This window comes from Pantoea sp. SM3 (assembly GCF_000963995.1).
GTDB classification, from domain to species: Bacteria; Pseudomonadota; Gammaproteobacteria; order Enterobacterales; family Enterobacteriaceae; genus Pantoea; species Pantoea rwandensis_B.
The window spans coordinates 279,619-299,492 of the sequence record NZ_JZRD01000013.1 but is presented as its reverse complement, the minus strand read 5'-3'; the positions used below and the strand labels follow the sequence as shown (position 1 = coordinate 299,492).

Annotated in this window: 15 protein-coding genes and 2 pseudogenes; 11 read left to right on the top strand and 6 right to left on the bottom strand. The window is 53.5% G+C overall.

The window, feature by feature from the left end; translation table 11 throughout:
• The first annotated feature begins 71 nt into the window (after nt 1-71).
• A complete protein-coding gene (gene rlmG, locus VI01_RS08805) occupies nt 72-1,190 on the top strand; it encodes a 23S rRNA (guanine(1835)-N(2))-methyltransferase RlmG (RefSeq protein ID WP_045814833.1) in 1,119 nt (372 codons plus the stop codon).
• Here rlmG and VI01_RS08800 read toward each other — a convergent pair whose 3' ends face one another.
• Nucleotides 1,191-3,194 (bottom strand): NADPH-dependent 2,4-dienoyl-CoA reductase, encoded by a 2,004-nt coding sequence (locus VI01_RS08800; RefSeq protein ID WP_045814832.1) that lies wholly within the window; start codon nt 3,192-3,194, stop codon nt 1,191-1,193.
• 460 nt (nt 3,195-3,654) lie between these two features.
• Here VI01_RS08800 and idnD point away from each other — a divergent pair, with 460 nt between their 5' ends.
• From idnD to VI01_RS08785, 3 genes are all read left to right on the top strand, one after another.
• Entirely contained in the window at nt 3,655-4,686 is a 1,032-nt protein-coding gene (idnD, locus tag VI01_RS08795) for an L-idonate 5-dehydrogenase (protein WP_045814831.1), read from the top strand.
• A 9-nt stretch (nt 4,687-4,695) separates the two neighbouring features.
• Complete coding sequence (gene idnO / locus VI01_RS08790; RefSeq protein WP_045814830.1) at nt 4,696-5,460, top strand: gluconate 5-dehydrogenase; 765 nt, start codon at nt 4,696-4,698, stop codon at nt 5,458-5,460.
• 79 nt (nt 5,461-5,539) lie between these two features.
• Nucleotides 5,540-6,859 carry a gluconate:H+ symporter gene (locus tag VI01_RS08785; RefSeq protein WP_045814829.1) on the top strand — a complete coding sequence of 440 codons (1,320 nt, stop codon included), beginning with the start codon at nt 5,540-5,542 and terminating at the stop codon, nt 6,857-6,859.
• 31 nt (nt 6,860-6,890) lie between these two features.
• On the opposite strand, the gene VI01_RS08780 is transcribed toward VI01_RS08785, so the two are convergent.
• Nucleotides 6,891-7,601, bottom strand: a complete 711-nt coding sequence (locus VI01_RS08780) for a polyphenol oxidase family protein (protein WP_045814828.1) — start codon at nt 7,599-7,601, stop codon at nt 6,891-6,893.
• Nucleotides 7,602-7,710: 109 nt separating this feature from the next.
• Here VI01_RS08780 and VI01_RS08775 point away from each other — a divergent pair, with 109 nt between their 5' ends.
• The 4 genes from VI01_RS08775 to VI01_RS08760 all read left to right on the top strand — a co-directional run bounded on the left by VI01_RS08775 (nt 7,711) and on the right by VI01_RS08760 (nt 12,934).
• Nucleotides 7,711-8,520, top strand: a complete 810-nt coding sequence (locus VI01_RS08775; protein ID WP_038644554.1) for a 5'-nucleotidase, lipoprotein e(P4) family — start codon at nt 7,711-7,713, stop codon at nt 8,518-8,520.
• Between the two features lie 581 nt (nt 8,521-9,101).
• Nucleotides 9,102-9,743, top strand: a complete 642-nt coding sequence (locus VI01_RS08770; protein ID WP_045814855.1) for a carbonic anhydrase — start codon at nt 9,102-9,104, stop codon at nt 9,741-9,743.
• Nucleotides 9,740-11,215 (top strand): SulP family inorganic anion transporter, encoded by a 1,476-nt coding sequence (locus VI01_RS08765; RefSeq protein ID WP_045814827.1) that lies wholly within the window; start codon nt 9,740-9,742, stop codon nt 11,213-11,215. Before VI01_RS08770 ends, VI01_RS08765 begins: the two co-directional genes overlap by 4 nt.
• 294 nt (nt 11,216-11,509) lie before the next feature.
• Nucleotides 11,510-12,934: a GGDEF domain-containing protein gene (locus VI01_RS08760; RefSeq protein WP_045814826.1), complete on the top strand. Its 1,425-nt coding sequence runs from the start codon at nt 11,510-11,512 to the stop codon at nt 12,932-12,934.
• A 168-nt stretch (nt 12,935-13,102) separates the two neighbouring features.
• Here the strand turns inward: VI01_RS08760 and ddlA are convergent, their stop codons facing one another.
• A complete protein-coding gene (gene ddlA / locus VI01_RS08755; RefSeq protein WP_045814825.1) occupies nt 13,103-14,197 on the bottom strand; it encodes a D-alanine--D-alanine ligase in 1,095 nt (364 codons plus the stop codon).
• Between the two features lie 142 nt (nt 14,198-14,339).
• On the opposite strand from ddlA, the gene VI01_RS08750 reads away from it, so the two are divergent.
• The 3 genes from VI01_RS08750 to VI01_RS08740 all read left to right on the top strand — a co-directional run bounded on the left by VI01_RS08750 (nt 14,340) and on the right by VI01_RS08740 (nt 17,225).
• On the top strand, nt 14,340-15,083 hold the full coding sequence (locus VI01_RS08750; RefSeq protein ID WP_045814824.1) for an HAD-IIB family hydrolase: 744 nt from the start codon (nt 14,340-14,342) through the stop codon (nt 15,081-15,083).
• A gap of 305 nt (nt 15,084-15,388) precedes the next feature.
• Nucleotides 15,389-16,093, top strand: coding sequence for an MgtC/SapB family protein (locus VI01_RS08745; RefSeq protein WP_034828565.1), 705 nt, complete (start codon nt 15,389-15,391; stop codon nt 16,091-16,093).
• An 832-nt stretch (nt 16,094-16,925) separates the two neighbouring features.
• On the top strand, nt 16,926-17,225 hold the full coding sequence (locus tag VI01_RS08740) for a DUF1493 family protein (RefSeq protein ID WP_045814823.1): 300 nt from the start codon (nt 16,926-16,928) through the stop codon (nt 17,223-17,225).
• A 30-nt stretch (nt 17,226-17,255) separates the two neighbouring features.
• On the opposite strand, the pseudogene VI01_RS08735 reads toward VI01_RS08740, so the two are convergent.
• The 3 genes and pseudogenes from VI01_RS08735 to VI01_RS08725 form a co-directional block, all read right to left on the bottom strand.
• Nucleotides 17,256-17,612, bottom strand: a pseudogene (locus VI01_RS08735) (Presumed portal vertex protein); the annotation flags it as partial.
• 345 nt (nt 17,613-17,957) lie between these two features.
• Entirely contained in the window at nt 17,958-18,572 is a 615-nt protein-coding gene (locus VI01_RS08730) for a hypothetical protein (RefSeq protein WP_045814821.1), read from the bottom strand.
• 37 nt (nt 18,573-18,609) lie between these two features.
• Nucleotides 18,610-19,253 (bottom strand): annotated as a pseudogene (locus tag VI01_RS08725) (tyrosine-type recombinase/integrase); the annotation flags it as partial.
• Nucleotides 19,254-19,874 lie beyond the last annotated feature (621 nt).

Below are 19,874 nucleotides of genomic sequence, written 5' to 3'. Positions count from 1 at the left end.
GACGAAAGACAGTATACTGCGCCCCCTTTTTAGGGCGAAAATCGCGCAAAGTGTACCACGCCGGAGATTCCATGAGCCAACTTGAACTGACCAATCGCACGCTGACCTTGCAGCGCTTCCCGCCGATGCGTGAAGAAAGCCCGTTACAGGCGTGGGATTCCGCCGATGAATATCTGTTGCAGCAAGAACTGCCAGAAGGACCGGTGCTGGTGTTCAACGACAGCTTTGGTGCGTTGACCTGCGGACTGAATGGCCGTGAAGTGTGGCACGTCAGCGACTCGCTGCTGAGCGAGCAGGCGGCGAAACAGAATCTGCGTCTTAATGAGATGGACGAGGATCAGGTGCACTTTATCGATAGCCTGGCGCCGCTGCCTGCTGCGCCTGCTGTTGTACTGATTAAAATCCCGAAAGCGCTGGCTCTGCTGGAGCATCAACTGCGCGCACTGCGTAAAGTAGTGACGGCTGACACGCTGATCCTCGGCGCGGCCAAAGCCAAAGACATCCACAACTCCACGCAGCAACTGTTCGATCGCATCCTCGGTGAGAGCAAAACGTCCCTGGCGTGGAAAAAATCCCGTCTGATCTACTGCACATACAGCGCACCTCAGCTGCCAGAAGTGTCGGAAACCACGGTGTGGCCGCTGGACGATTCCTCTTACCAGATTCACAACCACGCCAACGTGTTCTCTCGCGGATCGCTGGACGTGGGTGCGCGTTTCTTTATGCAGCATCTGCCGTCAGATATTGAAGGGGAAATCCTCGATCTTGGCTGCGGCAACGGCGTGATTGGTCTATTGGCGCTGGAACAGAACCCGCAGGCGGACGTGCTGTTCTATGACGAATCTTACATGGCCGTGGCGTCCAGCAAGCTGAACGTGGAAGTGAACCGTCCGCAGGATCTGGCGCGCTGCCAGTTCCGCGTCAACAATGTGCTGAGTGGCTTCCCGTCGGATCGTCTGCACGCGGTACTGTGCAATCCGCCGTTCCATCAGCAGCACGCGGTGACCGATCATCTCGCCTGGCAAATGCTGCGTGATGCCAAACGTTGCCTGCAGTATGGCGGCGAGTTGCGTATTGTCGGCAACCGCCACCTAGGTTATCACGTCAAAATGAAAAAGCTGTTTGGCAACTGTGAGCTGGTGGCGTCTAACGCCAAGTTCGTGGTGCTGCGTTCGGTCAAACTGCGTTAATCAGACGCTGAGCGCCAGCTCAGTGGCCTGGGCGATGGCGCGGCGAGCATCCAGCTCCTGCGCCACATCGGCTCCGCCAATCAGCTTTACCGCTTTACCGCGTGCGGCCAGCTCATCCGCCAGCTGACGCAATGGTTCCTGCCCGGCACAAATCACCACGTTATCCACCGCTAGCGTGATCGGCTCGCCCTGATGGCGTAGGTGCAATCCGGCATCATCAATCTTCAGATACTCGACGTCGCCCCACATCTGCACGCCGTGCGCCTGCAAACTGGCGCGATGGATCCAGCCGGTGGTTTTCGCCAGCCCGGCTCCAGGCTTGCCGGATTTACGCTGCAACAGCCAGATTTGCCGATCCGCTGCCAGCGGCTGCGGACGGACTAACCCGCCGCGCGCCTGTAAGCTCTGATCGATGCCCCAGCTCTGATAGAAATCTTCGTGGGCGTTTTGATGCAGCAAAAACTCGGCGGTATCAAAGCCAATGCCGCCCGCACCGATAATCGCCACGCGCTGGCCGACCGGCTTTTTATCGCGAATCACATCGAGATAGCTGAGCACGCTGGCATGGTCGATGCCGGGAATCGACAACTGACGCGGCGCAATACCGCTGGCGATCACCACTTCATCCACACTTTCCAGCTCGTCAGCGCTAACGCGATGCTCGGTGCGAATCGCCACGCCCTGTGCCTCCAGCTGATGACGGAAGTAGCGCAGCGTCTCGCTAAACTCCTCTTTACCGGGAATCTGACGCGCAATATTAAACTGGCCGCCAATCTGTGCGTCCGCTTCATACAGCGTAACCTGATGCCCGCGCTCAGCCGCCTGAAGCGCGAACGCCATGCCCGCCGGGCCAGCACCGACCACCGCAATCTGTTTAGGCTGCTCAGCAGGGATCACCGGCATCAGGGTTTCGTGGCAGGCGCGGGGATTGACCAGACAGGAAGTGACTTTGCCGACAAAGATCTGATCGAGACAGGCCTGATTGCAGGCGATGCAGGTGTTGATGGCATCCGGCTGCCCGGCCTGCGCTTTGCGCACAAAGGCTGCATCGGCAAGAAACGGACGTGCCATCGACACCATATCGGCAATGCCATCGCGCAGCAGCGATTCTGCCACCTGCGGATGATTGATACGGTTAGTGGCAATCACCGGTACGGACACCGCCTCACGCAAATGCTGCGTTACCCACGCAAAACCGGCACGCGGTACGCAAGTGGCGATAGTCGGGATGCGCGCTTCGTGCCAGCCAATACCGCTGTTGAACAGCGTCACACCGCGCTGTTCCAGCGCCTTTGCCAGCGTCAGCGTCTCTTCCAGTGAGCTGCCGTTGTTCACCAAATCGAGCATCGACAGACGGAAGATGATAATAAATTCTGGGCCGACCGCTTCACGCACCGCCTGCGTAACCTCCAGCGCAAAGCGACGACGGCGCTGCACATCGCCGCCCCACTCATCGTCGCGGTGATTGGTGTGCGCTACCAGGAACTGATTAATCAGATAGCCTTCGGAGCCCATGATCTCGACGCCGTCATAACCGGCCTGCTGGGCCAACCTGGCGCACTGGGCAAAGTCCGCAATGGTCTGACGAATCTCGCCATCGCTCAATTCACGAGGCGTGAACGGGTTAATCGGTGCCTGCAACGCTGAAGGCGCAACCAAATCGCGTTGATAGCTGTAGCGCCCGGCATGCAGAATTTGCAGCGCGATTTTGCCGCCTTCTGCATGCACCGCATCGGTCAGGGTGCGATGCCAGTCGCACTGGCTCTCCTGATTGAGGATGGCGCCGCCGTGTGCCACCACGCCCTGTGGGTTGGGTGCGATGCCGCCGGTCACAATCAGTGCCACGCCTCCCCGCGCGCGTTCCGCATAAAACGCGGCTAATCGTGTGGCGCCATCAGTGTGTTCTTCCAGCCCGGTGTGCATGGAGCCCATCAGAAAACGATTCTTTAATTGGGTAAATCCCAGATCCAGCGGGGCAAACAGGTGGGCGTAATGCTCAGTCATGAACACAGTCTCAGGAAGTGGTCGGATGAGTTAACTCTAGCGGGAATTGGTTGGGATGGAAGTTCGTGTTGTTCAGGCTGTGAGAAACCTCAAAAAAAGCAGGGCGACAGGTCGCAGGCGAAAGGTTCGGACTCCTTCGCCCGGCACGGGAAGAGACCTGTGCACCCTGAAACAGCTTGAAGATGAGGGCTAATGATTTAGCTCTATAGTTATAACTCCTGTCAGACTCAATCCCGGGTGAGGGTGCGGCGATAATGACATAGCTCACTGCGGTTGATCCCCAAGACGGGTCTTGATTTTCCCCAGCAAACAGTGATCCCGCTTCCATCTTCTGTACGAGCAGTTCACGTTCCAGGTAACAGCTATTTCGTAACATGATTTAGAGTGATCTGGTTCACAGTTTTTAGCCCCTGATCCCGCTTTGATAGCCCCCATTGCAACAGCAACAAATGGGGAAACCATGAATATCGAAACGCAATCCTGCGTGATTACCGGGAAAAAACAGGTCAGCGTCGCACCGCAACAGGTGAATTGGGACGGCACAGGCACGCTGGTGCGTATTACGCGCGGCGGCATTTGTGGATCTGACCTGCATTACTATCAGGAAGGCAAAGTCGGTAGCTTCGAAGTCAAAATGCCGATGATCCTGGGCCATGAAGTGATTGGCCATGTGGTGGAAAGTGATAATCCGGACCTGAAGCCGAATCAGAAAGTGGCGGTCAATCCCTCCAAACCGTGCGGCGAGTGCAAATATTGCCAGCGCGATCAGGAAAACCAGTGCACCTCCATGCGCTTTTTCGGCAGTGCGATGTATGTGCCGCATGTCGACGGCGGCTTCACCCAATACAAAGTGGTGGACAGCAAACAGTGCGTGCCTTTCCCACAGGATGCGGATGAAACCGTGATGGTGTTTGCCGAGCCGCTGGCGGTGTGCATTCACGCCACGCATCAGGCGGGCGATCTTACCGGCAAGCACGTGTTCATTTCCGGCGTCGGTCCGATTGGCTGCTTAATTGCGGCGGCAGCGAAAGCGCGCGGTGCCGCCTCTGTGGTGTGCAGCGACATCAGCGAGCGTTCGCTGGAGATGGCGCAGCAGATGGGCGCGACCGATGTGATCCATGCCGCCGAGGGCGATTTCACGCCTTATCTGGCCGACAAAGGCTATTTCGATGTGGCGTTTGAAGCTTCTGGCCATCCTTCCTCGCTGCAGCGCTGCCTTGATGTGGTGTGCGCCAAAGGGACGCTGGTGCAGGTCGGTATGGGTGGCACTATCCCGAACTTCCCGATCATGGCGCTGATTGCCAAAGAGATTCAACTGGTCGGTTCCTTCCGCTTTACCCATGAATTCAACACCGCCGTTGAGTGGCTGGCGAACGGTGTGATCAATCCGCTGCCGCTGTTCAGCGGTGAATACGATTTGCAGGACATCGACGCGGCCTTGCAGTTTGCCGGCGATAAAACCCGTGCGGCGAAAGTCCAGTTAACCTTTTAAGGAGCAGTGATGAGTCAGTTATTTTTCCTCGAAGGCAAGCGTGTATTACTCACCGGATCGGCGCGCGGCATTGGTTTTCTGCTGGCGCGGGGTTTAGGTGAAGCCGGGGCGGAAGTGATCGTCAACGCCACCACGGAGCAGGGTGCAGAGCAGGGCGCGGCGAAACTGCGTGAGTTGGGTTTACGTGCCCACGCTAAAGCCTTTGATGTGACGCAGTCTGCGCAGGTGCAGCAGGCGGTGGATGAGATCGAAGCCGAGTGGGGACCGATTGATATTCTGGTCAATAACGCCGGGATCCAGCGCCGCCGTCCGTTCCTCGAATTCCCGGAACAGGACTGGAATGATGTGATTGCCGTTAACCAGACGGCAGTGTTCCTGGTGTCACAAACCGTGGCGAAAAAAATGGTCGATCGCCAGCGCGGTAAGATCATCAACATTGGTTCAATGCAGAGTGAGCTGGGCCGCGACACCATTACGCCTTATGCCGCTTCTAAAGGCGCCGTCACCATGCTGACGCGCGGTATGTGCGTCGAGCTGGCGCGCCATAACATCCAGGTGAACGCCATTGCACCGGGCTACTTCGTCACGGAAATGACTCAGGCGCTGGCCGACGATCCGGCCTTTACCGGTTGGCTCACCAAACGCACGCCAGCGGCGCGCTGGGGTAAACCGGAAGAGCTGATCGGGGCTGCGGTGTTCCTCGCCTCGGGCGCGTCTGATTTCGTCAATGGTCACTTGCTGTTCGTTGATGGCGGTATGCGCGTCGCCGTGTAATCCCATGGTGCGGCTGGCATTTTCGTCGGGCCGCGCCTAAACCTTAATCACCCCTCTGTATTCCTAAGGATAATAAAAAATGCCAATAACCATTATTGTGCTGGGTGTGATACTGCTGCTGGTATTGATGATTGTATTTAAGGTCAACGGCTTTATTGCGTTGGTGTTTGTCTCGGCGGTGGTGGGTATCGCTGAAGGGATGACGCCGCTCAACGTGATGGCCTCGATCCAGAAAGGTATCGGCTCGACGCTCGGTGGATTAGCGATGATCCTCAGCTTCGGTGCCATGCTCGGACGCCTGGTCTCGGATACCGGTGCGGCACAACGCGTGGCGACCACGCTGATTGCCGCCTTTGGTAAAGAGCGGCTGCAATGGGCGCTGGTGGTCACCGGGCTGATCGTTGGTCTGGCGATGTTCTACGAAGTGGGCTTCGTACTGCTGCTGCCGCTGGTGTTCACCATCGTCGCTGCGGCCGGTTTGCCGCTGCTGTACGTCGGCGTGCCGATGGTGGCTGCACTCTCGGTGACGCACTGCTTCCTGCCGCCGCATCCCGGTCCAACCGCGATTGCCACCATCTTTGGCGCGAATCTCGGCACCACGCTGCTATACGGTATGATCATCACCATTCCGACAGTGATCGTGGCCGGGCCGATCTTCTCGAAATTCCTCAAGAGCTTTGAGAAGTCACCGCCGGAAGGCTTGTACAACCCGAAGATCTTCACTGAAGAAGAGATGCCAGGTTTCGGTATCAGTATCTTTGCCGCCATCATCCCGGTGGTGCTGATGGCGATTGCGGCGGTGTTTGAGCTGACCACGCCCAAAGAAAACCCGCTGCGCCAGTTCTTTGAGTTCATTGGTAACCCGGCGGTGGCGCTGTTTATCGCCGTGGTGATCGCCGTACTCACGTTGGGTCTGCGCAACGGCCGCAAGATGGAAGAAGTGATGGATATGTGCGGCGAGTCGATTGCCGCCATCGCCATGATCGTCTTCATCATTGCCGGTGGCGGTGCGTTTAAGCAGGTGCTGGTGGACAGCGGCGTCGGCAATTATATCGCTGACATGATGAAAGGATCGTCGCTTTCTCCACTGCTGATGTGCTGGACGGTGGCAGCGATGCTGCGTATCGCGCTGGGATCGGCCACGGTGGCGGCGATCACCACCGCCGGGATCGTCACGCCAATTATCGCGGTGACCCATGCCGATCCGGCACTGATGGTGCTGGCAGTGGGATCGGGCAGCGTGATCGCCTCACACGTTAACGATCCGGGCTTCTGGCTGTTTAAGGGGTACTTCAACCTGAGCGTGGTAGAAACCCTGAAAACCTGGACGGTGATGGAGACGCTGATCTCCATTCTCGGTCTGGCCGGTGTGCTGGCACTTAACGCCATCATTCACTGATGCAACGGGCTGCACAGGGACGTGCAGCCACTCAGTCGCGACAGCGAATCCACGAAAATCGCGATTGATAGCCGCTGTCAAAATGGGTGTTGTAGCGATAGCTCGATCCCGACTCCGCCATGCAATAAGTGCAGACGTTTAACACTTCGATTTGTTCAGCCGGAATGCCGCGCTGTAACAACAAGCCTCGCGCCAGATGCGGTAAATCAAACCACACGCCCTGATGATGCGCCCGCGCCTGCGGACGGATCGCCGCGCTATTGTGCGGTTGCTCGCTTGCCCACTGCAACGCAGGCAAATCTGCGCGTTGCTGCATCTGCGACACTAAATCTTTGCCCAGCTCATAACAGCACGGACCGATGGCCGGGCCGATGGCGACATGCAGCGTTTCAGTGCGGGCACCGCGCGCCAGCAGCGCATCAATCGCACTGTTGAGGATTCCGCTTAAGGTGCCTTTCAAACCCGCATGCACCGCCGCAACCTGATGTTGCTGCGTGTCGGCAAACAGCACTGGTAAGCAATCTGCGGTATACACCGCCACCGGCAGCTGGTTTTCCCCAATTACGCCATCGGATTCGCAGCTTTTCGGCGGCAGATTTTGTGTTGCCAGTACCACCTGGGCGCTATGGCGCTGCTGGCCATAGGCGGCATCCGGGGGCACCGGTTGGCCTGCTGGCTGGAAGGCATAATCGAGCCACGGCAGGGCATCAAGCAGCGTTGAACGCGGTCCGGCATGTGACATAAGTGTCTCCTTTGACAGGGCGGCAGCTTTCTTCTGCCCACAGCTTACGTTAACTGCTACATTTTTAAAGCTTTACACAAACTGACCATAATCACTTAAGGATGATCTGATGAAAAACACCTCTTTGCTGGCAGCGTCCGGCATTCTTGCGCTGCTGCTGACAGGATGCGCGCAACCGGCCAAACAGCAGGCGCAGCAGCAGCTTGGCCAGCAATCGGTATTGGCAGTGAACTGGTTCCAGCAGTCCGGTGAGTATCAGGCATTAAGCTGGCAGGCATTTAACACTGCGCGTATGGCGTTTGATGCCGCGCCATCGCTGACGGGCAAACCGAAAGCGGTGATCGTCGATCTCGATGAAACCATGATCGATAACAGTGCCTATAGCGCATGGCAGGCGAAAAATGGCCAGCCGTTCTCTGGCAAAACCTGGTCAGCCTGGACTCAGGCGCGTCAGGCCACCGCCGTGCCGGGCGCGGTGGAGTTCGCGAACTACGTCAACAGCCACGGCGGCACCATGTTCTATGTCTCGAACCGCGACCAGAAGGATTACGCCGCCACGGTGGATAACCTCAATAAGCTGGGCTTCAGCGGCGTGAGCGACAAAACCGTGCGTCTCAGCACCGGAAACTCCAATAAGCAGGCGCGCTTCGATGCGATTAAAAATGCGGGCTACAACGTGGTGCTGTACGTGGGCGATAACCTGAATGACTTTGGCGGCGCGACCTGGCATCAGGGCAATGCGCAGCGCCAGCAGTTCGTTAGCCTCAATCATCAGCACTTTGGTACGCAATTTATCGTGCTGCCTAACCCGCTGTACGGCGACTGGGAAAGCGGCATGGCGGAGAACTACAACAAACTGACGCCGGAACAGCAGCTTCAGGTGCGTGAAGAACGTATGAAAGCGTGGAACGGTAAATAATTCGTCAAGCGAATTAGCGCCTGTTTTGGCAGGCGCTGCATTCTTTTCTTCAGGGCCAGCAATATTTACTTTTCATCGTCATTATTATTCTCCTTATTATTTTCCTGATCTCTTGCCGGATAATAGATTAATCTCCAGCGGAAAATATCGAGAACAAATCATTTACCCAGCGAATAACGCTAATCATCAATTTTATAATTAGGATTATTCTCAGTCCCGCATCGTTAATTCACCATACTAGTGCAAAGGCTTAATAACAGTGCTTGTATATTTTTGTTGATTCATCTGAGATGAAAATTTTATTTTATTATTTAATCAATTGATTTTAATGGGATGTATTTGATTTTATCTATTCTTTCTGGCTTGCATTAAATTACGTTTAATCGACACTTCCTGACGTTTGTTTTACAAAGGATGTGAATTCGTGATGCGTAAAAATATTCTCTGTGCAACATCATGCTTAAGCGTCTATAAACAATTTCTGTGAGGAAGCTCTGCTTTCACCCTCCTTTTAACGTCGTGCTGGCGTTTTTATGCCCGTGACTTTGCCCGAAAGCGATATTTCTGGACGTAGAGAGAAGATAATTGTGACGACACTTAAACCCTTATTAGCGAAAAATCGCAGCTGGGCATTACAGCGCCGCGAGCGTAATCCCGATTATTTCGAACAATATTTGCATCAGCAGAAACCCCATTCGCTGTGGATTGGTTGTTCGGACAGCCGCGTGCCTGCCGAGGTGCTGACCGGCTCGCATCCCGGCGAACTGTTCGTGCATCGCAATATCGCCAATATGGTGGTGCCCGATGACGACAACCTGATGAGCGTGCTGCAATACGCCATTTTCTATCTCGGCGTGGAGCGCATTGTCCTGTGCGGCCACTACGGTTGCGGCGGTGTGCAGGCCGCGCTGGGATTACCCGCCAGCCCGCTGGCAAAAGAGGATTCGGCGCTGGCAAGACGCATCGCCGCGTTGCGCAGTGGCCTGCGACAAGGATTGGTGGAATATCACGCCAGCAGCATTGGAGAAGAGGAGAGCAGCAAACTCAACCGCTTAGTGGAAGCCAACGTCATCGCCCAGTTCGCTCATCTGGTGGCATGCGAGCCAGTGCGACAAGCCTGGCAGGCGGGACAGACGCTGGATGTGTTTGGCTGCGTGTACGACCTGCAGTCGGGTCATCTCAAAGAGCTTACTCAGCAATCTGCAGAGGAATGGGCGCCATGAATCTGAATACGCTGCGTCAGGATATTCCTGCCGGGTTGGTGGTGTTTTTGGTGGCACTGCCGCTGTGTCTCGGCATCGCGCAGGCCAGCGGGTTACCGCCGTTTGCCGGGTTGCTTACCGGGGTGATCGGTGGCCTGCTGGTGACGTCGCTAAGTCCCTCGCGTTTTGCCGTCAGCGGCCCGGCTGCGGGTTTGGTGACCATTGTGGTGGCCTCAATCCAGACGCTCGGCAGCTTCTCCGCTTTCCTCACCGCGCTAATTCTGGCGGGCGTGTTGCAGTGCTTGCTCGGATTATTGCGTGCCGGTCGCTTTATCTCGCTGGTGCCGGGCAGCGTCATCAAAGGGATGCTGGCGGCAATCGGTATTTTGCTGATTATGCAGCAGATCCCGGTGGCTTTCGGCGCCGCAGGTGATGCTGAACTGGTGTCGCTGGTAAACGGTGAGTTTCAGTTTTCTCTGAGTGCGATGCTGGTCGCGGGCATCGGTCTGGTGATTCTCTGGCTGTGGACCACGCCGATGGTGAAATCGGTCAAGCTGCTTGGCTGGATCCCGGGGCCGCTGGTGGCGGTGTTATTCGGCTGCATGGCGACGGTGTTTGGCGACCGCCTGTTTCCAAGCCTGGCGGAAGGGCTGCCGCGTATTGCGTTGCCGGCCTTTGACAGCCTGTCAGCGCTGGTGGCGGAACTGGAAACCCCGGACTGGCTGGCGTGGCAAAATCCTTCTGTCTGGGTGGTTGCCGTCACCCTGGCGCTGGTCGCGAGCCTGGAAACGCTGCTGAGTCAGGAGGCGCTGAAAAAACTGCGTCCGCAGCATCCGGCACCTTCGCCAAATAAAGAGATGTTCGCACAGGGCATCGGCAACCTGACCGCGGGTTTTCTCGGTGCGATGCCGATTACCGCGGTGATCGTGCGCAGCTCGGTGAACGTCAGCGTCGGGGCGCAGACCAAACTGTCGATTCTGATCCACGGCGCGCTGTTGCTGATATGCGGTCTGTGGTTCAGCGATCTGCTCAATGCCATCCCTTTAGCCAGCCTCGCCGCGGTCTTGCTGTATACCGGCTATAAGCTGGCGACACCGCGTCTGTTCATTGAACAGTTCCGCATGGGCGCTCAGCAGTACGTGCCGTTCCTCGCCACCATCGGCGGGATCATTGTGTTCGGCATGCTGGCGGGGATTGGTATCGGTATCGCCACGCAGATTCTCTATAGCATCTACAAAAGCCACCGTAATGCGCTGCAACTCACGCGCTATGACGATCACTACGTGCTGCGCTTCCAGCAAAATCTCACCTTTATGCACAACCCGAAACTGCAGGGATTACTGGCGGAGATCCCGGAAAACAGCACGGTGATTGTCGATCACGATAACGCCGAGTATCTCGATCCGGACGTCAAAGCGGTACTGCAGGATTTCGGCGAAAACGCGCGCGATCGTGGTATTCGTCTGAGTCAGTGGCCCGTTGCGGTGAAATAGCAATAACGCTTTGCTTAAAAACTGGTTTTTAGCGTAAAAATCGGATATCTCGGATATCCGATTTTTTTATTTGCAGGGCATAATTGCAGCAGCTCTCATCCTTGTTTCTCGGGTTTCAACCCTGCTAGCGCGCTCACATCTCGCCGATGCGGCTCATTGAGCGCGGCCCAGCCGCAGAGTAGGATGACGAAAACTCGCTTAATTGCCGAATCAACGCACAGTTATTTCAGGTTAAATGCTTGCTGATGCCCGTGGGCAGAAGGCAGCGATTTCCAGGTTACAGGGTTCAGACGTATGCGCGTTAAGCTGTTTGCTGAGAATAATTTAAAAAAGAATGCACTCTCGCTGTTCCTGATTACGCTTTTCTTCTGCTTTATCGGCAGTCATCTGCGCATTCCGGAGGAGTTCTCCCTGTTTTGGCCGGTGAACGCGCTGATTGCCGGTTTAATGGTGCGCAACCCCTTCCTGCATACCACGTCCAGCTATTTGGTGTGCTTTGCCGCGATGATATTTAACGACACGGTGTTCTCCGGCTGGGCGCTGCCTGCGGTGACCGTGAACTTCGCCAATATCCTGTTTATCCTCGTTTCGGTCAGCATGTTGATCAAACACCTGCAGCCGCCCTCGGCCAACAGCCAGGTGTTCAACGCCATGCGCATCTTCCCGGCCTGTTTCCTTGGTGCCGCAGCCTGCGCCACCTGGGGCGCGTGGGCGCAGGATATCGATTTCAACGCGCGCTTTGTGGTGGCATGGGGCGACTGGTTTAGCGAGCAGTTCTCGACTTCCCTGATGCTGCTGCCGGTGATGCTGGCGCGCTCATTGCGCAACGTTTCAGCGCGCACCTTACTGCATCCCGGCAAACTGTTGCCGCTGGCGGCGGTGGTGCTGTCATTGACTATGGGGGCGATGATTGGCGGGGCAGGTAGCTTAACCTTCCCGGTGCCGGCGCTGATTTGGTGTGCCATCGTGTTACCGATTCCTGTTACAAGCCTGGTGATCCTGATTACCGGTATCACTGAGATCGTTCTCGTTTCCCATGGCGTAATGAATATTCAGGGCGATGATGCACTGCTGCCGATCAGCCATCTCACCTCGGCGCGATTGGGTGTGGCAACCGTGGCACTCAGCCCGCTGCTGGTGGCGGTGAGCATGGATGCGATTCGCCAGCTCAATCATCGTCTGGCGCTGCGGGCGAATTTCGATTTCCTCACCCAGCTGCTGTCGCGTTCCGGCCTGTATGAAAGCCTGAAACAGGAGCCGTTCTCCTTACAGCGCGAAGCGGGCGTAGTGATGCTGGATGTCGACTATTTCAAAGCCATTAACGACAACTTTGGTCACGATGCCGGTGATGGCGTGCTGGAAGAGATTGCGCGCCGCATGCAACGCGTGGTGGGCAATCGCGGCATGGTGTGTCGCTTTGGTGGCGAAGAGTTTGTGGTGGTGGTGTTCGATTACAGCCATCTGCAACTTTATCAGCTGGCCGAGGCGATACGTCAGGCGATGGTCAAAGAGAAGTTCTGGATTCAGGGCAACACGGTGACGGTCACCGCCAGCTTAGGGCTGGCGCGCGGCAGTGCGCTGAGTGAGCGGGAATGGCCGGGCGTGATTAACCGCCTGGTGTCGGCCGCGGACAAAAATCTCTACCTCTCGAAACGCAATGGCCGTAACCAAACCTCTCCAGCGATGGAACCGCGCAGCATGGTGAATGACGTGGCGTGAAGAGCGTGATGGTCGCCATGAGAGGCGACCACCAGGTGGATTGATGTTGGGTTGTAACTTAATGAAGACCTCACAATTGCCTGATGCGAGTTGGTTTCGACATCCATCAATGGCGAAGTTTTTTTACCGTCGCAGGGTGCACATTGCTGCGCACCTGGAAATTGATGGTTAAACGCTGCTTTTCAACAGGCTGCTCTGTTGATGGCGCTGCTGCGCCAGCTCAATCAAGCGCGTAATCAAATCGCTGTAGCTTAATCCTGCCGCCTGCCACAACTTCGGATACATGCTGATATTGGTAAAGCCCGGCAGGGTATTCACCTCGTTCACCACGATCTCGCCGCTCTCGGTCAGGAACACATCGACACGCGCCATACCGAAGCACTCCAGCGACTGGAATGCGCGAATCGCCACGGCACGAATTGCTTCGCTGGCTTCCTCGCTGATGGCAGCGGGCACCACCACTTGTGCACCGTCGGCGCTGATGTATTTGGTGTCGTACGAGTAGAAGGCATCATGCACCACCACTTCGCCACACGGGCTGGCTTCGGGCTCATCATTGCCCAGCACCGCACACTCAATCTCGCGGCCTTTGATGCCTTGCTCGATCAGCACTTTGCGATCGAAGGTAAAGGCCAGATCCAGTGCTGCCGCCAGATCGTCGATGTGATCCACTTTGCTCACGCCGACAGACGATCCCTGATTGGCCGGTTTGATAAACAGCGGCAGACCGAACTGATCGACCACGGCTTGCGCATCCAGACGCGCACGCTGTGCCTGAGTCACGCTGATCCACGGCGCGACGTTTAAGCCGGCATCACGCAGCAAGCGCTTGGTGAAATCTTTGTCCATGCTCACCGCCGAGCCCAGCACATCCGATCCGACAAACGGCAGGTTCGCCATGCGCAACAAGCCCTGCAGCGATCCATCTTCACCCAGCGTACCGTGCACGATCGGGAAGATCACATCCAGCTGTGACAGTGGCTGCGCCTGCTGGCGAGTAATGAGTTGCTGCGAAGCACTGCCCGGCACTAGCGCAACATTTTCGCCAGAACGGTTCAGAGCAATCAGCGCCGGGTTATCGGCATTCAGCAGGAAACCGGAAGCATCATTCAGATGCCATTCGCCCTGTTTATCGATGCCCAGCAGCACCACCTCGTATTTGCTCTTATCGATGGCTTCGAGGATGTTTTTTGCTGATTGTAACGACACTTCATGCTCGGCCGATTTGCCACCAAACACGATTCCTACACGTTGTTTTGCCATTGGTCTTGATCCGATTGCGGTATAGCGAGTGGGTAAGATAGCACGGTCGGATTCAGCTCAGACAGCCTGAGTTTTACATGGCAATCAGGAGGTGATATTTTCGCCAACGGCTAATGATGGCCAACAAATTAAGGATGATTTAATGGGTATTTACGTATTTGATATTGATGGCACCATCTCAAAAGGTGGCTTAAAAGTGGAGGCCGAACTCTGCCAAAGCCTTGCCAGATTACAGCAACAACATCAGTTAATTTTCGCCTCTGCCAGACCTGTGCGCGATATGCTGCCGATGCTTTCTGATGAACTGCATACGGCAACCTTTATTGGCTGCAATGGCGGCATGGCCTATCAGGCGGGTGAAATTAAAACCAGTCATACACTTAATCCCGCGTTTGTGAAGCAGGTCTTGCAACATCTGACCGCTCTGGACATCCCTTATGTGCTGGATGGCGAATGGAGTTTTTCGTTCTCCAGCCGAACGCACCCTTTCCATGAATACATTCGCTCGCTCAGCAGCGAAGAGATCAGCGAGCAGGCGTTGATGGAACAAGGCGTGACGAAAATCCTGATGCTTTCCGATGCACACAAAGCATCAGTATTAGCATTAGTTGAAGCTGAAAATGTCAGTGTACATACCCATCGTAGCGATGGTTTCTATGACATCACACCGCAGGGGAATAATAAATACCGCGCCCTGAGTGAGCTGATTGGCAGCGAGAAATATACCGCGTTTGGTAACGATCAAAATGATTTCATCATGCTTAGCCATGCGGAAGTCGCCGTATTTATCGGCGAGGAAAAGGATTTTCCTCACGCCACGCATTACATCGAAATGGAGGCGATTCCTGAGCTGCTAATACAGCTTGAGAGCGATGCAACTGCGTAAACATTTGATAAACAGAAGCGCAGTTGGATAGCAATTAACCGGCGCGAGGTTTACAATCGCGCCGAATTTTACCCCAAGAGGATAACTGCATTGGACACCTGTCCCGAACGATTACAAAAGGTCCCTGCGGTAAGATAGCCTTCAATGCTGTCTTAACCGTGCGTTAAGACGGTGGATTTCCTTCCAGAATCTCCCCCTGTTTTTTTGCGTGATGCTGCTGAGTTTCAGCGGTAGCGGCACCGGCTGTAATCCATTTACACCCCCCTGAAGTTCCGCCTGCCTGAAGCAGCGGAGTGAGGTTTATGATGGATTGGAAAATATTTTTACTGCGCGTCACCGTCGCGCTGGTTCTGGGCGCGCTGATTGGCAGCGAGCGCCAGCTTCGCCAACGTATGACCGGTTTGCGCACTAACGCGCTGGTCAGCACTGGCGCCTGTTTATTTGTTTTGATGACGCAAAGCGTACCCGGCATCGCGACTGATGCCTCACGCGTGGCGGCTTATGTGGTCTCCGGCATCGGTTTTCTCGGTGGCGGGGTGATCATGCGCGACGGCCTCAACGTACGCGGCCTGAATACTGCTGCAACACTATGGTGTACTGCCGCCGTGGGCGTACTGTGTAGCATGGGATTGCTGCTGGAAGCAGCGATAGGTTGCATGGTGATTCTGTGCGCCAACATTCTGCTGCGCGATTTGGCCCAAGGGATTAATCGCCAGAGCCTGGTGCCTGCGGAAGAAGTGGTGCAGCACTACAAGGTGCAAATTATCTGTCTGGCACAGGATGAAGTGCAGGTGCGCAGTCTGATGCTGCATAGCCTCGGCGGCAGCGGGTTACGTCTGCAATCACTGCACAGCGAGGATATGAATCCGCCTCATCGTATGGAGGTGAATGCGGAAGTGCTGGGGAAACCGAGTATGACGGATCAGCTGGAGAGTTTGGTGGGACGGATTAGCCTGGAGAAGGGCGTGAGTTCGGTGAGGTGGCAGGTTTGCGGGTTGGAAGGGGAGTGATGGGCTAGGTTACGGTTTCGCCCCTTCACATGTGGGAAGCTCGATCATCGATGATTCGGGTTGGGATTTAGAAGAGAGTGCTGACAGATGGTGTTGGAAATATTCAATACCATCTGTTGTATTTTATGTAGATGAAGGAAACCACGATCACCCAGGATATGCTAAGGAAGGTCGCGTAATTTGGAATGTAGCGGACGAAAATGTAGATCCCTGCTACTACAGCCGCGAGGGGTATGAGGTAGATAAATGACTGAATTAACCATAGAAATGCTCTCTTCATTTTTTCAAAAATCTCGTATAAAGCATCCCATTATTTCCTCTTAATAGTGCTTACCAATATTCATGGCATTGAATTTTTAGTCTATCTTTGTGAGGTTACCGTTTGTTATTTGGCATAAAGCGTGTTTTTAGAAGGCTATTCAGGCTGAGTTTTGGGTAACTATACGTCGATGATACATCTGATTTACGATATTTTCCGAATTAGCGCGCTAAACCGATAATTTTTGGCTACGCTTGATACTTTTCAAGACGTTGCTCAATTTTCTGCACAGTTTAACACGTTTCAATAGCCGTTAAGCTAGCTACGGATCGGTAGATTTGCTGAATCGTCACGGGTATAACGGGCATTGTAGAGTCATTTGAGATGACTTGAAGAGGTGCCCAACTGGCTCCAGCGACAGTTTAATCCTGATGCTCCGTATTAGCGTTAGGTAATGGGCATTGCCTATATTAGTAGCCACGAAGGCTGGCTGTATCTGCCCGCTGATGTGGCGGAGATAGGCTGGAAAACTATTGTAAAATATAATCGTATTGCCCATAAGGAAGACAAGATATGGTAAACGAGGATATAGAGAAGGCTGTATTTGCGCTGGTTGAAGATTATAACGGAAAAAGTTTGTTCACATTAAGACGTTATAAGCTTGGGCTTGATACTGACCTTAACAACGACTTTCGCATGGATCCCATTGACGCTTATGAACTGTTTGAACGGTACGCTGACAGTTTCGGCATCAACCCCAGCACGATCAAGTTTAACGAGTATTTCCCGGAAGATTTCTCGGCACCACATGATCCAATTACTATCCGTTTGTTGATTGAGTCTGCTCAGGCCGGACGCTGGCTGGGTAAATAATTAACGCCTGTAAAGCTAAGCGTTCAATCTTTAGCTTTTTGCGGTCGCTTCCAGCGAATAATGGCTGAACGTGATCACTTCTTCGCGCAGCAAGTTACTGGTTTCCTTAAGAGGCTCTTGCAGTAGCATCAACTCATTTCGGACGAGAATCTGCGATGCCTTTACCGCGTCACCAACCCCACCAGTGTTGTCAGGGATGGTGCTCACCATTTGCGGTGGGACGCGGTGCGAACATAGCAAAACATGGTGGCTGGACTTCTTAATGTTAAAGAAATAATCTTTCGTCGCCACTTTACTGAGCGGCAGAGTCTTGATGCCGTCCGGCTTTCCGTTGGGCGCGTAGATGAACAGGTTGCGGAAGCTACCGATCCCTTCCGTGTCACGCATTGGATGAGCAGGTGATCATTTTGTGCCAAGGCGGAGAGAAGGATAAGCTCTGAATACCAGCTTTAGAGGTAGTGGTGGTAAAAATCCTTCGCCATTTCATCGTCACCGAAAAACACCAAAACAAATAAAAACCGTAGAAGGTGTCTTAACTTACTGTTTCAAATTCTTAAATTTGGTGGCCCCTGCTGGGTTTGAACCAGCGACCAAGCGATTATGAGTACCAATTTGAAGTGAGATAAATAATTAAGCTATTGATTTTTTGTGGTTGTATAAAGAACAGATATTGATGAAAAGTGGCACATAGCGTTGTGCTCTGCTGCCACTTTGCTGCCAATTTTTCTGAACCTACTGATCGTTATTGAGTTTGGATAAATCGGTCAAAGTTACTCTTGGAAGGGGATATCTGTTAGCAAGGTGATGTGCTATGCCCTCATTACCCCAAAAATCGTTAATGACTAACCGATTTTCAAAAAATCCTATCCAATAGCCTGGTGCAGTAGTTTGGTCTTTATTTATAGGGCAAAAGATAGAAATTGAAAGTATTCCCCAAACTACACTCTCAGGAAATATAATCGTCTTTTGTGCGAGAAAAACCTTTTTTTCTTTATGGAATGAAAATCCGTTTGATAAAGAATCATTATGAATAAGACCACACCTTACAACATGATACATTAAATCTGAAAAATCTGGATTTAGAATTGGTTGACGTACACCCTCGATGATTGGAAAGTTGTCAAATGTAGTTTCATCGAGATTTATTCCTCCAAGAGACATAAACTCAATCAGCCAAGAATATTTTTTGATGATATTTTTGAAATAACTACGACTACTCTTTTTTTGCTCGTAGTATCGTTGTGATGTTACATCAAGAGCATTACAAGCATGCTCTAATGCTGCGTAGGTTTCTCCGCGATCCATGTGGTCGATTGCGTACTTAACTCTTTCTCCGATTGTCGGCATATTCTCTCCATAACTAAATAGCTATTAGGGATTTAAGTCACATATCCATCTGCTGTAATGGATTGAATAACATCGCTTCTGAAAGATGATCCGGTGCAAAGTGTGCATAGCGCATTGTGACTTTAATATATGTATGTCCCAAAATTACCTGAAGCACAAGGATATTCCCTCGTTCATCATGAAATGATGAAGCAAAGGTGTGACTTAGACCGTGCGTCAACTGCCCAGCAGGTGTTTCTATGCCGGCCCGTTACATGGCTTTGCGAAACGCTAATAGCATGGTTTAAAGAGTACCTGCGCTTTCCTACTTGATGGCAGATCAGCCTGTAATTTTTCAGTTATCGGCACCACGCGGCTTTTCTTGCCTTTAGTTTTCACATATATGATCTGACCGGCGCGGATTTGGTTGCCCTTTGAGCCTTCGGCCTCCCTTAATCGTGCTCCTATTGCCAGGCTGGTTTTCACAATAGTCGTCAGATCTTTAGATCTGCTGTTGTCACACTCAGTAAGCAAGATTCTGATTTCCTCAATGGAGAGATACGCCATCTAAGATTCATTAATCTTAAACTCGTGCACGTTCTCTAATGGGTTTGCCGCGGTCCATTCATCCAATCGGCGCAGCTCATTAAACATCGCCCTGAAATACGCCAGCTCTAAATTTACCGTACGAGGCGTAACCGGCTCCAACATGCGTGATATGGCGAAGGCCGTTTGCGCGTGGGCATCGCGCTGGTGCATTCGTCAGTTCCAGCAGATCGGCGGAACGCCGACGGTTAGAGCTGGAACTAAAAGCCCGTGGTTTTGAGGGGCACGAGGAAGAAATTAGCCTCCTTTCCAGAGGATGCAGCCTAAATGCGGGGGCGAGGAGGCGGCTTTTTACCAGAATGGAAGGCTTAAGGAGGCTAAATTGGACCGGTGAGAATCTGGAGCAATCCCATTGAAAGATAAAAAAGAGTTTCACATTATTGTGAGTTTTATGTGCTGTATTTATATACAGTTAATTGTTGAGTGGGAGGCAACATGCAGGATTTTCTTTTGGAGTCGGTGAAGTCCCAGCACATTGATTTGTTTTTTTGAAAATTGTTGCTGTGAGTGACTGCGCAGAGTTAGAAAAGAGCATGGCAATTGAGCGGGTTGCAGAGCTAACTGATAAGCTTATGGCGCGGTTACGTAACCATGAATACAGTCGGTCAATGCATCAATTAGAGTAGGGATGCATGGTCCTAATGACTAGCGCGAGCGTGCATGTCTATGCTGCATGAATTCGCATGACCCAAAAAGGATCGCATCTCTCTCGGACCG